17 protein-coding genes are annotated in these 15,245 nt (G+C 40.4%); 10 read left to right on the forward strand and 7 right to left on the reverse strand.

Going from position 1 to position 15,245, the window contains the following annotated elements:
• Window positions 1–46 precede the first annotated feature (46 nt).
• The 10 genes from ACMFNG_RS01135 to ACMFNG_RS01180 all read left to right on the forward strand — a co-directional run bounded on the left by ACMFNG_RS01135 (window position 47) and on the right by ACMFNG_RS01180 (window position 9,123).
• On the forward strand, window positions 47–1,243 hold the full coding sequence (locus tag ACMFNG_RS01135) for a BMP family lipoprotein (RefSeq protein ID WP_011012841.1): 1,197 nt from the start codon (window positions 47–49) through the stop codon (window positions 1,241–1,243).
• A 44-nt stretch (window positions 1,244–1,287) separates the two neighbouring features.
• A complete protein-coding gene (locus tag ACMFNG_RS01140) occupies window positions 1,288–2,793 on the forward strand; it encodes an ABC transporter ATP-binding protein (protein ID WP_011012842.1) in 1,506 nt (501 codons plus the stop codon).
• The gene (locus ACMFNG_RS01145; RefSeq protein ID WP_011012843.1) at window positions 2,777–3,766 is read left to right on the forward strand and encodes an ABC transporter permease; all 990 of its coding nucleotides are present in this window, start codon (window positions 2,777–2,779) and stop codon (window positions 3,764–3,766) included. The genes ACMFNG_RS01140 and ACMFNG_RS01145 overlap by 17 nt, the downstream gene beginning before the upstream one ends.
• Window positions 3,759–4,667 (forward strand): ABC transporter permease, encoded by a 909-nt coding sequence (locus tag ACMFNG_RS01150; RefSeq protein WP_011012844.1) that lies wholly within the window; start codon window positions 3,759–3,761, stop codon window positions 4,665–4,667. Before ACMFNG_RS01145 ends, ACMFNG_RS01150 begins: the two co-directional genes overlap by 8 nt.
• A gap of 76 nt (window positions 4,668–4,743) precedes the next feature.
• Complete coding sequence (gene aroA / locus ACMFNG_RS01155) at window positions 4,744–5,964, forward strand: 3-phosphoshikimate 1-carboxyvinyltransferase (protein ID WP_223208981.1); 1,221 nt, start codon at window positions 4,744–4,746, stop codon at window positions 5,962–5,964.
• The gene (aroC, locus tag ACMFNG_RS01160; RefSeq protein ID WP_014835580.1) at window positions 5,961–7,046 is read left to right on the forward strand and encodes a chorismate synthase; all 1,086 of its coding nucleotides are present in this window, start codon (window positions 5,961–5,963) and stop codon (window positions 7,044–7,046) included. The genes aroA and aroC overlap by 4 nt, the downstream gene beginning before the upstream one ends.
• A 66-nt stretch (window positions 7,047–7,112) precedes the next feature.
• Entirely contained in the window at window positions 7,113–7,343 is a 231-nt protein-coding gene (locus ACMFNG_RS01165; RefSeq protein WP_011012847.1) for a chorismate mutase, read from the forward strand.
• On the forward strand, window positions 7,327–8,364 hold the full coding sequence (locus ACMFNG_RS01170) for a pyridoxal phosphate-dependent aminotransferase (protein WP_430515183.1): 1,038 nt from the start codon (window positions 7,327–7,329) through the stop codon (window positions 8,362–8,364). The genes ACMFNG_RS01165 and ACMFNG_RS01170 overlap by 17 nt, the downstream gene beginning before the upstream one ends.
• Window positions 8,349–8,795 carry a prephenate dehydrogenase/arogenate dehydrogenase family protein gene (locus ACMFNG_RS01175; protein WP_430515184.1) on the forward strand — a complete coding sequence of 149 codons (447 nt, stop codon included), beginning with the start codon at window positions 8,349–8,351 and terminating at the stop codon, window positions 8,793–8,795. The genes ACMFNG_RS01170 and ACMFNG_RS01175 overlap by 16 nt, the downstream gene beginning before the upstream one ends.
• Before the next feature lie 4 nt (window positions 8,796–8,799).
• Window positions 8,800–9,123 (forward strand): hypothetical protein, encoded by a 324-nt coding sequence (locus ACMFNG_RS01180; RefSeq protein WP_430515185.1) that lies wholly within the window; start codon window positions 8,800–8,802, stop codon window positions 9,121–9,123.
• Here ACMFNG_RS01180 and trpA read toward each other — a convergent pair.
• From trpA to trpC, 7 genes are read right to left on the reverse strand one after another with little or no spacing between them, the layout of a single operon-like run.
• A complete protein-coding gene (gene trpA / locus ACMFNG_RS01185; RefSeq protein ID WP_011012851.1) occupies window positions 9,112–9,858 on the reverse strand; it encodes a tryptophan synthase subunit alpha in 747 nt (248 codons plus the stop codon). The two genes, ACMFNG_RS01180 and trpA, sit on opposite strands and share 12 nt — an antisense overlap.
• Window positions 9,851–11,017 carry a tryptophan synthase subunit beta gene (gene trpB, locus ACMFNG_RS01190; protein ID WP_011012852.1) on the reverse strand — a complete coding sequence of 389 codons (1,167 nt, stop codon included), beginning with the start codon at window positions 11,015–11,017 and terminating at the stop codon, window positions 9,851–9,853. The genes trpA and trpB overlap by 8 nt, the downstream gene beginning before the upstream one ends.
• Entirely contained in the window at window positions 11,004–11,630 is a 627-nt protein-coding gene (locus tag ACMFNG_RS01195; protein ID WP_011012853.1) for a phosphoribosylanthranilate isomerase, read from the reverse strand. The genes trpB and ACMFNG_RS01195 overlap by 14 nt, the downstream gene beginning before the upstream one ends.
• The gene (locus ACMFNG_RS01200) at window positions 11,630–12,196 is read right to left on the reverse strand and encodes an aminodeoxychorismate/anthranilate synthase component II (RefSeq protein ID WP_011012854.1); all 567 of its coding nucleotides are present in this window, start codon (window positions 12,194–12,196) and stop codon (window positions 11,630–11,632) included. Before ACMFNG_RS01200 ends, ACMFNG_RS01195 begins: the two co-directional genes overlap by 1 nt.
• 1 nt (window position 12,197) lies before the next feature.
• Window positions 12,198–13,496, reverse strand: coding sequence for an anthranilate synthase component I (locus tag ACMFNG_RS01205; RefSeq protein ID WP_011012855.1), 1,299 nt, complete (start codon window positions 13,494–13,496; stop codon window positions 12,198–12,200).
• Complete coding sequence (gene trpD / locus ACMFNG_RS01210; RefSeq protein ID WP_011012856.1) at window positions 13,478–14,452, reverse strand: anthranilate phosphoribosyltransferase; 975 nt, start codon at window positions 14,450–14,452, stop codon at window positions 13,478–13,480. The genes ACMFNG_RS01205 and trpD overlap by 19 nt, the downstream gene beginning before the upstream one ends.
• Entirely contained in the window at window positions 14,452–15,138 is a 687-nt protein-coding gene (gene trpC / locus ACMFNG_RS01215; RefSeq protein WP_011012857.1) for an indole-3-glycerol phosphate synthase TrpC, read from the reverse strand. The genes trpD and trpC overlap by 1 nt, the downstream gene beginning before the upstream one ends.
• Between the last annotated feature and the right edge of the window lie 107 nt (window positions 15,139–15,245).

Here is a 15,245-nt window from a genome sequence, read left to right on the forward strand (position 1 = left end):
GAAAAAGATAAATCCTGAAACATGATTTATTTTTGGTGATACTAAGATGAGAAAGGTAGGAATTACACTTTCTGTAGTTGCTCTAGTAATAATGGGATTTGTAGCAGGATGTATTGGTGGTACTCAAACCCAGGGAGAAAAAGTAAAGGTAGCAGTTCTCTTTGACGTTGGAGGGAGGGGAGATTTAAGCTTCAATGATATGGCATACTTAGGAGCAGAAAGGGCAAAGAAAGAACTTGGAGTAGAAGTTGAATACATGACTCCAAAGTCTCGTGAAGATATGGTACCTTTACTAAAGCAACTGGCTGAAAGCAAGGAATATGACCTCCTAGTTCTAATTGGGTTCCTTTGGACTACTCCATTAGATCAAGTAGCAGATCAATATCCAGATCAAAAGTTTGCCCTCATAGACTCAACTACTGGAAAAGTTAGGGAGAATGAAGTAGATATTCTCTTTAGAGAACAAGAAGCTGCAGCACTCATAGGCGTGATAGCCTCTGGAATGGCCTATGAACTTGGTGGCGATACCATAGGTGCTGTAGCTGGAATGGACATTCCACCACTTTGGAAATTCCACATAGGCTACCTCTATGGAGCAAAGTATTTTGAGAAGAAGACTGGGAAGCCCGTGAAGTTGCTCTGGCAGTACACTGGAACATTTACAGATACACAAGTTGGATACACTACTGGAATGCAACTGTTGCAACAGGGTGCCAAAGTTCTCTATGGCCTAGCAGGTCTAACTCACGTTGGAATGTTTGACGCAGTAATCGACTGGAATAAGCAAGGAAAGGGCAAAGCACTTGCTATTGGTCAAGACGCAAGTCAAGAGTGGTATGCACCAGAGTATATCCCAATTAGCGGAGCTAAGAGAGTTGACGTTGCTGTTTATACGGCCATTGAAATGGTTGTCAAAAATCAATGGAAAGGAGGAATAATGACCCTCGGTCTCAAAGAGGGAGGCGTTGGCTACTGGAATTTGGATGGAGTTAGGCAATTTGCAGAATTTGCCCAGGAGGGTGGAAAACTAAAAGACATGACCCCAGAAGATGTTGTTAGAATAGTAAAAGAGCAGAGAGAGAAGTACATAAAGCCAGAAGTTTGGGAGATCGTGCGTGAGCTTGAGGAGAAGATAAAGAATGGAGAGATAAAGTTCAAGACACCACAGAGCCACGACGAATATGAGCAGATAATTAAGGAGTTAGAGAAAGGTAACTTAGATGCCGCCCTCGAAAAAGAGTAACTTTTTATTACCCCTTTCTCTTCTTTTTTCAGGTGTGCCAAGTTATGAATGCAATTGAGATGGAGAATATAGTAAAGGTTTATCCAGATGGAGTTGTAGCCCTCAAGGGAGTCGACTTTAAAGTAGAAGCTGGGGAAATTCATGGTCTTCTTGGCGAGAACGGAGCTGGAAAAACAACGCTAATGAGGATCCTCTATGGGGAGATAAAGCCAACAAAGGGAAAAATAAGAGTTTTTGGAAAAGAAGTAAAATTTTCTGGGCCCTGGGACGCAATAAGATCAGGTATAGGAATGGTTTACCAGCACTTTACATTGGTCCCAACTTTTACTGTTCTTGAAAACCTTTACCTTGCCTTACTTCCATTAAATCCAAAAATTACCCTAAAAGAAGTCAAAAAACTTGCAAAAGAAAAGATGAAAGAAACTGGGCTCAAAATCCCCCTTGATGAAATAGTAGAGGATCTTCCTATTGGAATTCAGCAGAGAGTTGAGATAACTAAGGCACTCATGCAAAATGCTAAGATTTTGATACTAGATGAGCCAACATCAGTATTAACTCCAATTGAAGTTAGAGAACTCTTCAAGACACTTAGAAAGCTCAAAGAAAAGGGAATTACAATAGTGTTCATTACCCACAAACTGAAGGAGGTAAAGGAGATAACTGATAGAGTCACCGTAATGCGAAGGGGAGAGGTAATTGGAACAGTGAAGACGAGTGAAGTTTCGGAAAAGGAGCTAGCAAAAATGATGGTGCAAAGGGACGTTGTAATGAAAATTGAGAAAATGCCCAAGGAGCCAGGAAAAACAGTGCTTAAGGTAGAGAATCTTTGGGTAAAGGACGATAGAGGATTAGATGCAGTAAAGGGAATATCACTAGAGATAAGGGAAGGAGAAATACTCGGAATTGCAGGAGTTCAAGGAAATGGACAGAGAGAATTGGCTGAGACACTTGCAGGAGTTAGAAAACCAGAAAAAGGTAAAATTATCTTTGATAAAAAAGATATTACAAAAACAGGAGCACTTGAAAGATATAAGATGGGAATTGCATACGTTCCCGATTCCAGAAAAGTAGGATTAGTGGAAGAGATGAACATAGTAGAAAACACCATTCTCACAAATTTATTTGAAGTAGTTAAATCCGGAAGAATTTCTTGGGACAAGGGAAGAAAAATGGCAAAAGATATTGTAGAGAGGTTTGAAGTCATTACTCCATCCTTAGCCGCCAAAGTAAAACACTTGAGTGGAGGGAACCAACAAAAAATAATGGTTGGAAGAGAGATAATCAGAGAACCAAAGGTCTTCATAGTTGCAGAGCCAACTCAAGGGTTGGATATAGGAGCAACGGAATTCATAAGAAAAACATTACTGAATCTTAGAGATCAAGGAAAGGGAATTCTCCTAATTTCAACAGATCTAGATGAGATTCTTCAATTAAGTGATAGAATTGCCGTGATATATGAGGGTCAAATTATGGCAGTTGGAAAACCTGAAGAGTTCACCCTTGAGAAGCTAGGACTGCTAATGGGTGGTGTGCATGCTGAAAGTGAATGAGAAAACACTCGAAGTTATATCTTCGCTAATATTTGCATTCTTAATAGGGGCAATTGTCTTAACATTGTTGGGATATAACCCGGCTAAAGTTTACATCATACTATTTAAATACGGGTACGGAAATCTTGAGTATCTCCTTAATAAAAGCACACCACTTATATTGACAGGACTTGCATTCTCAATACCAGCTCTTGCAGGTGTTTTTAACATAGGGGGAGAAAGCCAACTTTATGTAGGTGCACTTACAGCCCTTCTAGTTGCTTATTATACAAGAAATCCTATTTTAGCCCTAATCCTCGGAGGAATAGCAGGAGGTGCCTTAGGACTTTTCATCGGAGCACTTAGAGTTTACAGAGGCATTAATGAAGTGATAACGGCAATAATGATAAACTGGACAATGTTCTACATTCTAGCGTACCTCATATCAGCCAAATACCACGATCCAAAAAATCCTCATGAATCCGTTCCAGTCCCATCTGAAGCAAGAATAGGGGGAATTTTCATAATTGCAGTTCTTATTGCTATTCTCTACTATTACCTCCTTAATTTTACGGAACTTGGGTACAAGTTGAGGGTGTCAGGATTGTCACCTAAATCTGCAAGGTATGCAGGGTTCAATCCCTCCAAGCTAATTCTCTCTTCAATGCTATTGGGTGGTCTAGCTGCGGGCCTTGGAGGGGCCCTCTTAGTCCTGGGAATAACATATGCTATTGATGACACTCTCTCCACAGTATATGGAGTTGGATTTACGGGAATAGGAATAGGGCTCTTGGGAAGGAACAATCCAATAGGAATAATATTCTCGGGAATATTTATGAGCGGACTGATAATTGGAGGGCAATGGGTTGAGTTAAAAACAGGAGCCCCACCAGAGCTTGCAGATACGCTAGTAGGTGTAATAGTGATAACCCTTGCAGTTCCCCAGCTGTATAGAGAAATTTTCAAGAGAATTAGGAGGGAGAAGCATGCTTGAAGATGTATTTGTGCTTCTCTCAAACACATTATTTTCAATGGTCCCATTGGTTCTTGCTGGGGTTGGAGAAGTAATAACAGAGCGCTCTGGAGTGGTTAACATCGGGCTAGAGGGGATATTCATTCTCTCTGCCTTCCTCACAACTGTAGTTACGTTTTACACAGAAAATCCCTATCTGGGCCTCATAATTGGAATATTAGTTGGAGCACTCTCCGGACTTCTCCACGGGATAATCAGCGTATACTTGAAAGGTGATCAAATAATTGCAGGAGTTGGTTTTAATTCTCTAGCCTATGGAATAAGCATACTTTCACTTGTAGCCCTATGGCACAGTCACGGCTCCTCTCCTTCTGTAGAAAAGATGCCCGTAATTATTATCGGCCACCTTACAATTCCCCCAATGGCAATAGTGGCAATATTAGTTGGAGTAATTACATGGTGGTGGCTATATAAAACTCCAAGCGGTTTAAAACTGAGAGCTTGTGGAGAGGATCCAAGAGCTGCTGAGGCTATGGGGGTTAACGTTCACAGAACTAGGCTATATGCAACGATGGTGGGGGGAGCTTTAACTGGGCTCGGAGGTGCGTATTTAGTTGTGGGATGGATAGGGCAGTTTACAAAGTTTATATCGGCAGGAAGAGGATTCATAGCCCTAGCAAATGTAGCTTTCAGCAATTGGAATCCACTGATGGCAGTGGTGGGGGGAATTATATTTGGATTCTTTGACGCACTGTCAATATACGTACCAATAAAGATCCAGAAAACCACTGGAAGAATAATAACCGCAGAATCAAATCTCTTTAGGATAATCCCATATATAGGAACATTATTAGTGGTCACAATAATCATGAAAAAAGTTAAAGCTCCCAGGGCTCTTGGGAAACCTTATATCAAGGAGTAACTTTCTTTCCCTTTTTAAATTCTGGCCAGCTCCACTAATCCAAAAAACAATAAATTCATTGGAAGTAGCATTCCACATGCTTAGAATTGTTCCACCAAAAGAAATTCAAGGTGAAGTAATAGCCCCGCCCTCAAAGAGCTACACCCATAGGGGTTATTTTTTGTCCCTCCTTGCAGATGAAAAAAGTATAGTAGAGAGACCCCTAATTAGTGATGATACCCTTGCAACCATAGATGCAATTAGAGCTTTTGGTGCTGATCTCATAGAAGAGGTGGTCTATCCTCCCGAAGAATTAAGGCCAAACTATATATTTGCCCGAGATTCTGGAACAACAGCAAGGATTTCAATAATAGTTTCTTCCCTAGCTAAGGGTGTTAGTGTAATAGATGGTAGGGAACAGCTCCGTAGGAGACCAATGGAAGATGGAGTATCTTCTTTGAGAATGATTGGTGTAGAAGCAATTGGAAAGAGACTTCCAGTGAAAGTCTTTGGGAGGGGAAGAATTAGTGCCAAAGAAGTCTCCATAGTGGCCGAAAAGTCCTCTCAATTTGCAACAGGCTTTCTAATACTAGCAGCGAAGATCGGATTGAAAGTCGAAATAGTGAAACCAGTCTCAAAGCCTTATATTGAGATGACACTAAAAACCATGGAAGAGTTTGGCGTTAAATACGATAAAGCTCAAGAAAATGAGAGACTAGTAATTTTTGTTGACCCAGGAGTTAAGGGGACAAAATTTAAGGTTCCAGGGGATTATTCCTCAGCGGCAAACTTCTTAGTTGCCGGTGCACTCTACGGCAAGATAAGGGTCAGAAACTTGATGAGGGATGACGTTCAAGCAGACAAAGAAATCCTCAACATATTGAGGGAATATGGAGCAAAAGTTAAGGTAAAAGATGAGTATGTAGAAGTTGAAAGCAACGAAAGAAATCCATTAAATGTAGATTGCTCAAACTTTCCTGATTTATTTCCCCTCCTAGCTGTTCTTGCGGCATATGCCGAAGGAAAAAGTGTGATACGAGGGAGACAGTTGAGGATTAAAGAAAGTGACAGAATCCATGCAATGGCGGTAAATCTTTCAAGAGCTGGAATTAGAGTTAGGGAGCTTAGTGATGGACTTGAAATCTGGGGTGGCCAACCTAAGGGATTTAGGGGGAAAACATTCAATGATCATAGGATTACAATGGCTTTAGCAATCCTCGCCCTGGGGGCTAAGGGCGAGAGTATAATTCCTGAAACTAAAAGTATTGCAAAGTCCTATCCAAACTTTTTCGAGGATTTAATGAGGGTGATAAAATGAATGGGAAAATGTTGTCATTTCACTTATTTGGAGAGAGTCATGGGAAAGCCGTAGGAGTTCTAATAGAAGGAGTGCCTCCTGGGATAAGAGTTAACCTGGAGGAGTTAAAAGCCGAACTTGAAAGAAGAAAGGGGATTTCCAAATTTTCAACTGCCAGAAAAGAGAGCGACGAACCTATAATAATTTCCGGAGTTTTTAGAGGATACACTACTGGAGCTCCAATAACAGTAATTGTGGAAAATAAAGACGTAGATTCTTCATATTATGAGGAGATCAAAGATACTCCTCGACCTGGGCATGCAGATTATCCAGCAAAGATCAAGTATTTTGGCTTCAATGACTATCGAGGAGGAGGAAGGTTTTCTGGAAGGCTAACTATAGGCTTTGTAATCGCCGGATATTTCGCCAAGAAGATTCTCGAACCAGTGGGAGTAAAAATTAAAGCCTATATAAAGAGAGTTGGAAAAGTGGAAGCTAGAAACATGAGCATCGAGGAAATATTCAATTCTCCGAACCCTTACTGCCCAGATGAAGATGCATTTAAAGAGATGCTTAAGGAGATGGAAAGTGCAAAAAAGTCTGGAGACAGCGTTGGTGGAGTGGTAGAGGTTGTTGCAATAAACGTTCCCCCAGGATTAGGTGGACCTTATGAGGATGATATAGAAGCTGATCTTGCCTCAACATTTTTCAGAATTCCAGCTGTAAAGGGTGTTGAGTTTGGACTTGGATTTAAGGTTAGTGAAAAGAGAGGTAGTGAAGTAAACGACCCTTATGTCATAAAGAACGGAGAAATACAGACGGTAACAAACAATCATGGAGGCATTATAGGAGGAATAACAACAGGAATGCCAATAGTAGCTAGAATAGCGTTCAAACCAACTCCCTCAATATACCTTCCCCAAAAAACCGTAAATTTAAGAGAAATGAAGGAAACAACTATAAAGCTAAAGGGGAGATTTGACTCCTGCATAGTTCCTAAAGCTCTTCCCGTGGTTGAAGGTGCAATGGCCTTTGTGCTTGCAGATCACTTTCTTAGGAGGTTAGCCTGGGAAAGATATGTCCACCTATCCAAAGAATTTTAAATAAAAGGACAACCAAAAAGTGGGGATGGTGATGCCACGCCAATATCAACGAATTTAGATGAACAAATGACAACATTAAAACTCCTTAGAAAGGAGATAGATAAAATAGACAACCAAATAATATCTCTTCTAAAAAAGAGACTTGAAATAGCCCAAGCAATTGGGAAAATAAAGAAAGAGCTCAATCTCCCCATAGAAGATAGAAAAAGAGAAGAAGAAGTTCTAAGAAGAGCTGGCGAGTTTAGGGAAATTTTTGAAAAGATTTTGGAGGTTAGCAAAGATGTTCAACGTTTATGAGCTATTTAATAAGATAAATGAGGTAAAACCAGAGATTCGACTTGATGCAGGACAACCAGATATCCCCGTAGCTAACGAAATAATAGAAGAAGCCATAAATTCTCTAAAAAGGGGAGAAACTGGCTATGTAAGTACAACTGGAATTAACGAGTTGAGAGAAAAGATAGCAGAAGTAGAAGGAGTGAGCAAAGAAGAGGTAATTGTTGGGCCTGGAGCCAAAATATTGATAGCTGCAGAGATAGCAATGGCCAACAAGATTGGAGTAATTGCCCCCTACTGGAATGCCTACCTATTGATAGCCAAGAACTTTGAAAAAGAAGTTAAAATAATTGAGACAACATTAGAAAACTCCTGGAAGCCTGAAATTAACGACAACTTAGATGTTGACCTCCTAATTCTCAACTACCCCAATAACCCTACTGGAAAAATACTCCCAAGAGAAAAACTCAAAGAACTCGTAGAAGTTGCAGAAGAGAAAGGAATCAAAATTCTTTCCGATGAAATCTATGCTGAAATTTCTTTTAAGTCATTTACTCCTGTTCGAGAGCTCTATGAAAACACGGTCACCGTAAAGGGGTTCTCCAAACTGTATTCAATGACTGGCTTTAGGCTTGGATACGCTATTGCCGATAAGGAAGAGATAAGGAAAATAAAAACATTCATTGAATCAACTGTCACCTGTGTTCCTCCTTTCGTTCAAAGGGCTGGGATCAAGGCTTTGGAGCTTAGAGATGAGTTAATGAAAAAAGTGAGTAGGGAGTATAAGAGAAGAGCAGAACTTGCCTCCAAAATCTTGAGGGGATTAGAGTTCTATGAACCCGATGGAGCATTCTACATATTCCTCAAAACACCCATTGATGGGTTGGAATTTGTCTATAAACTACTCGAGAGGGGAGTTTCAGCATTCCCAGGAATAGCGTTTGGAAATTATCAAAACTTCATAAGGATCTCACTAACGAGTGATAGGCTTGAAAAGGGACTAAAAATAATCAAGGAGGTAGCAGAATGCGAATCACAATAAGTGGGTACGGCAAAATGGGAAAACTTTTTGGAAGAGTCATTTCTAAGGAATTAAACGCAGAAGTGAAATTTTATTCCAGCCACACAACATTAGACTTTTCCTCCCTCAGCGAGGCCTACGAATGGAGTGATGTCATAATACTTGCCTCCACAATAGAGAACATAAAGGCCCAGATTAAGGAGTTGAGAGAAGTATCATCAAATAATCCAAAAGATATTATGATTTTTGACATAGCAACGTTCAAAAAAGACGTACTTACCGAGTACCAAGGATTTCCCAGGGAGGTAAAAGTAGCAAGCGTCCACCCAATGTTCGGCCCAGGAGCTAAGAGTTTTAGGGGGCATTTATTTTATCGTTGTCCCTGTAAAGGGCAGGGAAAAAGACGCCGAAGATGTCGGAAAGTTTATCGAGAAGCTGGGTGGAAGAATTGAATTCATGAGTGCGGAGGAGCATGATAGGATTATTGGATTCGTTATTGGAGTGCCCTATCTATTGGGCATTGCCTATCTTAAACTCTCACTTGAGAACAATCTAGAAAGGTTTGGGGGAACTTCTTTTAGATTTCTAACAATTTATGGAAAGGCAGTGCTAAATGATGGTCCAAGGTTTATAGAAGAAGTCATTAGAAGATCTAGAGAAGAGATAGCAGAATTCCTAAAGAGTATAGATTCTGTAAATGTGCATGAACTATCTAAAAAAGTCTCAAGAGAAGAGATAGAGAGGGCATATGAAAAGTTTTACAAAATTTTAGATCCCTAAAAGTTCCTCTACTTTCTTCTTTAAGAATTCTGTGGCCTCTCTTCCCTTTTCTCCTATTATTTTTACCAAAGCGCTTCCCACAACAACTCCATTCGCACCTTCTTTAAGTAAACTCACAACGTGCTCCCTTTTAGACACCCCGAATCCCACAGCAACCTTGTTTCTGCATATCCTTTTAGCTCTTCTGAGCAAATCATAAGCAGTTTTGGGTATTTCCTCCCTAGCTCCTGTTGTTCCATATAGGGAGACTAGATAGACAAACCCAGTCGTCATGTCATCAATAACCTTGAGCCTTTCATCTGGAGTATTGGGAGCCGCCAAAAATACTGTCTTAATGCCTTCTTCTCTAGCAATCTCTGTAAACTCTTTAGCATGAAAAACTGGAAGGTCCACAACTAGAATTCCATCGACACCACTAGCCTTTGCCTCTGCTAGAAAATTCCTAACCCCTGCTCTGTATATTGGATTGTAGTAAGTCATCAGGACTATTGGTGTACTGGAATGCCTTCTGAATTCCTTAACAATCCAGAAGGCCTCTCTCAACTTAAATCCATTTTTTAGTGCCCTGTAGTGCGACTCTTGAATTGTCTTACCATCAGCTATTGGATCACTAAATGGAATTCCCAGCTCTATTGCCCCAGCATACTCATCAAGAGCTAGGAGAAAATTGAGAGTAGACTGCTTATCAGGGTCCCCCGCTGTTAAATATGGAATTAGAGAACCATCCTTAAACATTTCCACTCACCTTCAAGACTATATCAAGATCCTTGTCTCCCCTTCCAGATAGGTTTACTATAATTATCTCGTCTCTACTCATTTCTTTTGCAAGCTTCATAGCATAAGCTACTGCATGTGCTGATTCAAGAGCAGGAATTATACCTTCAGTTCTTGAAAGTTCGTGAAACGCTTTCAACGCCTCTTCGTCAGTTACAGTAACGTATTCAGCCCTTTGGATTTTCTTAAGATATGCATGTTCAGGCCCCACTCCTGGGTAATCGAGGCCAGGAGCAATGCTGTGTGTAGGCTTTATCTGTCCCTCCTCATCCTGTAAGAAGTAGCTAAGCATTCCATGGAATACTCCAACTTGACCAGCATTCAGAGATGCCGAGTGTTTCCCACTTTCCAAACCCTTACCCCCAGCCTCAACTCCCACAAGTTTAACCTTCTTATCATTTACAAACGGGTAAAATATCCCCATTGCATTGCTTCCTCCTCCAACACAGGCCACTATTACATCAGGCAACTGCCCTTCAGCCTCAAGAATTTGGGCCTTAGCTTCCCTTCCTATTACGGACTGAAAGTCTCTAACTATTGTTGGATATGGATGGGGCCCAACCACGGAACCTATTAAGTAGTGAGTGTATTCAAACGTGGCCACCCAATCCCTTAGGGCTTCATTTATTGCATCCTTTAATGTCCTAGAACCAGAATTTACTGGAATAACATTTGCCCCCAATAGTTTCATTCTGAATACATTCATTTTTTGTCTTTCAACGTCCTCAGCTCCCATGTATATATCAACCTTCATGCCAAGTAAAGCTCCAGCCATTGCCGTTGCAACACCATGCTGACCAGCTCCGGTCTCAGCTATTAGCCTAGTTTTACCCATAAACTTCGCTAACAAAGCTTGCCCTATTGCATTGTTCGTCTTGTGGGCTCCTCCGTGAACTAGATCTTCTCTCTTTAGATATATTTTTGCCCCACCTATCTTTTCAGTTAGTCTTTTGGCATAATATAGAGGAGTTGGTCTGCCAGCCCAGGTTTTAAGATAATAATTCAACTGCCTGTTAAACTCCTCATCGTCTTTAAACCTTTTATATGCCTTTTCTAATTCTTTTAATGGTTCTATTAGAGTCTCAGGCACATATTGACCTCCAAACTCACCAAACCACATTTTTGGCCCTCCTTACAAACTCTTCAACTAACTTGGGATCTTTTATTCCATATTTCTCAACTCCAGAAGAGACATCAACACCATAAGGCTTCACAACTTTAATGACTTCCTCAACGTTTTCAGCATTTAAGCCTCCAGCTACTATAACTGGAATTTTTCTTGCGACTAGAGAAGAAACCCTTAAGTCATGAAGCTTCCCACTCCCCGCTCCTGTATCAAGTAGTACCATATCAGCGTTGTACCTAGATATTTCTGAGAGAAGCCTGTTGGCATCTTCTTCAGGATTCTTGGAGATAGTTGGAACCCTAAACGCTTTCATAACAAAAACCCCGAACTCTTTTTTCAATGTGTCAATTGTTTGAGGCAAAGCATTAGAGTGAACCTGAATGTATTGAGCTCCAGTTCTCTCGATTGCCATGGCCCATTCAGAAAATCCAACCATAGTAGAAACTAGAAACACTGGAATAGCAGAGTTTTCTATTATTTCCCTAGCTTTTTCAAGCGGTATTCTCCTCTTAGAGTTTGAATTGACCACAACTCCTGTAGCATCTGCATGCTTTTCTACGATTTCAAGCTCTTCGAGACTTTTTATTCCGCATATTTTTACGAACATTATCTTGTCATCTCCACGAAGTTTTGTATAATCCTTAATCCGTCCTCTCTCTTTGTCAAAACGCTCTCTGGGTGAAATTGGACTCCTTCTATTGGGAGAGTCTTATGCCTAATGCCCATGATTACTCCATCATCCAGAGAAACTGATGTAACTTTGAACCCTTTTGGGGGCTCTAAAACTGCCAAAGAGTGATATCTTCCGGCTAAAAATGGATTATCGAGTCCTCTATAGACACCCTTGCCATCATGTCTAATAAGGCTAGCTTTCCCATGTTTTGGAGTTACCCTTCCAATCTTCCCCCCAAAAACAGCTCCGATTATTTGGTGGCCCAGACAAACTCCCAAGAGGGGAACCTCTGATTCCAAAACTATTTCTGGTGAATTGCCGACTTCTCTTCTATCAAGTGGATGACCTGGGCCCGGTGAGATTATTATACCATCGGGATCCAGCTTTTTAACTTCACTAAGGGTTATCTTGTTAGAAACTACTACTGCTTCATCAAAGAATGATACGTATTCAGCGAGATTCCAGACAAAAGAATCTCTATTGTTGATTATTAGAATCATGCTACTCCACCCCAAAGGCTTTTAGAACAGCCCTCATCTTGTTTTCAGTTTCATAAAACTCCTTTTCTGGAATTGAATCTGCAACTATACCTGCTCCCGCTCTAATGTGAGCGTGCTTATCTATTTCCGCCATTCTTATCGCTATGGCAAAATCTGCATAGCCTGTTACGGAAAAATATCCAACAGCTCCTCCATAAACTCTTCTCCTGCTTTTTTCCAGTTCATCTATAATTTCCATTGCCCTAATTTTTGGAGCTCCTGTCAATGTTCCAGCTGGGAAAGTTGCCTCAATTGCATCAAACATGTCTTTATCCTCGGCCAACTCCCCAATTATCTCACTTTCAATGTGCTGGACATAGCTATACTTGACCACATCAAAGTACCTCACTACCTTAACACTCCTGGGTTTCGAAACTCTCCTAACGTCATTTCTAGCTAAATCCACTAGCATTACATGCTCCGCTCTTTCTTTCTCATCAGAGAGTAGGGCTTTTTCAAGTGCCTTGTCTTCTTCCTCGTTCTTTCCCCTTGGAATAGTTCCGGCAATTGGGTTTATCTTAACAATTTTTCCTTCAACAGAGCCCATTGTTTCAGGAGACGCTCCCACCACTACTTTTTCAAATTCAAGGAGAAAAGTATAAGGCGATGGATTAATGTCTAGCAATCTAAGGTAGATTGTAAAAGGATCTAAGTCCGTCTCAACTACGTACTCTCTCGAAAGGACTACTTGAAATACGTCTCCTGAAAATATGTACTCTTTTCCTTTTTCTACAATTTCAACAAACTCTTCTTTATTTGCATCAGTTTTTAAAATTGAACTTCCTCCATCCTCTCTGGGAATTTTTGCCCTTTTGGCCTTTTCCACTATAGCTTCTGGATCAAATGGCGGTTCTTCTAGGGAAACAAAGTAGAGTTTATTTTCTAAATGATCATAAATGTATGTCCATGGATAATAGCCAAAAACTGAAGGCTCCTCAACATTCCCCTCTATGTAGTTGTGAACGGCATCATAAGCTATATATCCAACCAAGCCGCCCATGAATCTTTCTCCACTTATTGAGTGCTTTATAAAGCCCTTTAACCCCTTAAATGGATTTCTTTCTTTTGATACCTTTTTTCCATCTAAATAAGTTCCTCTCTCATTTATACTCACAATGAATTCAGGTGCTGCTGAGAGGTAAGTGAATCTGGCCTTTTTGCTATGCTTTTCTGCTGACATTAGGATAAAAGGATACTCAAGTTGTCTGAGAATAAGGTATAAGCGAAGAGGAGACACTCGATCTAACTCTTTGATAAGCATGCAATCTCCTCCAATTTCTTTATTATTTTTTCTCCTAGAACATTCTCAGCCAGTTCTACTCCTTCTTTCAAATCAGAGGCGATCCCTATTGTATAAAGTGCCATAGCCGAATTTATTAAGACAAAATTCCTGTCTTCATTTTTTCCATTTCCACGCAAAACAGCTCTAATTCTCTCTGCACTTTCTTCTGGAGAATAGCAGGGGATAACTTTAGTTCTAGCCAATCCGAAGTCTTCAGGAGTAACAGTGTAAAAATCTATGTCACCTCTATTGACTTCGGCAACTATAGTTTCTTTCTCTGGACTAATCTCATCCAATCCGCTACCATGAACAACTGTAGCTCTTTTAACACCGAGGTAATTTAGAGCTCTTGCCATCTTCTCTACTAGGTCTCTAGAATTAACTCCTACAACTTGATAAGCTGGATTTGCTGGATTTGCTAGCGGTCCCAAAATGTTGAAAATGGTCTTTATTCCCAATTCTTTCCTTACGGGCATTATTCTCTTTAGGGCTGGATGATACATTGGAGCAAATATAAATGTGAAGTTAACTTTTTCAATCATCTCTTTAGCCTTCTCTGGAGAAATCTTGATGTTTATTCCCAGGGCCTCTAGAAGATTTGCAGAACCACTTCTTGAAGTTACGGAGACATTGCCATGCTTAGCTACCTTTGTATATTCTGAAAGAATAAGGGCTGATGCAGTGCTTACATTTATCGTGAATGATTTATCTCCTCCAGTACCAGCAGTGTCTAGAACCTCCCCAAGATCCAACTTAATTGCATTGTCTCTCATTGCCTTTGCAAATCCCGCTATTTCCTCTGAAGTATACCCTTTAGTTTGGAGAGCCGCGAGATATGCTGCAATCCTAACTTCGCTTTCTTCCTTGAGGATGTTAAATAAGTCGTAAGCCTCCTCGAAGGATAAATGCCTATTTTCTACTATCTTCTCCAGCATTATATCTCAGCCTCCACGAATTTTTTGAGAAGTTCTGCGGGATTTTCAGCTTTCATTAAAGCCGTCCCAATGAGTGCAGCATCAGCAACCCTTAAGGCCCTCTTCAAATCTTCCAATGTTGCTATTCCGCTTTCACTAACTTTCACGAATTTTCCTGGGATTTTTGGAGCTAAAATTTCAGTTAGAGAAACATCTCCATCGTCCATCTCTAGCTTTCCAATGTCCCTATTGTTTATTCCTATCATTGTAGAATTTGTTTTAATTGCGAGCTTTAGCTCATCTTCGGTATGAACTTCCACTAGAGTGTCAAGCCCATGCTCTTTTGCATAATCCACAAACTCTGGCAGCTTATCTTTCAATATTCTAGTTATTAATAGAACAGCAGAGGCACCAACTTCGGCAGTTTTTTCAATTTCCTCTTTGCTTGTTATAAAGTCCTTCCTCAGCACTGGGAGGGTAGTTTCCTTACATAAAACTTTTAGAAAGTCAAAGCTCCCTTTGAAATACTTTTGATCTGTTATGTAAGAAATCCCCACAGCTCCAGCTTCTTCATATGCCCTCAAAATCCTTAGAGGATCCCTGCCCCGTAAAAGATCTCCATATTTTGGAGAATAGACTTTGATTTCTGCTATAATAGGATTTTTCTTAGCCTTTCTAATAGCCCTGCTCAGTCCAAAAATCACCACCCATTATACTCCACCACTACGACAAAAATAACATGATAAATTTAAACATTTGGACAGCTCTATCAAGCTAGAATTGAATACACATGTTTGATGAGAATTTGATCTAA

It is taken from the genome of Pyrococcus woesei (genome assembly GCF_050496105.1).
Lineage (GTDB): Archaea > Methanobacteriota_B > Thermococci > Thermococcales > Thermococcaceae > Pyrococcus > Pyrococcus furiosus.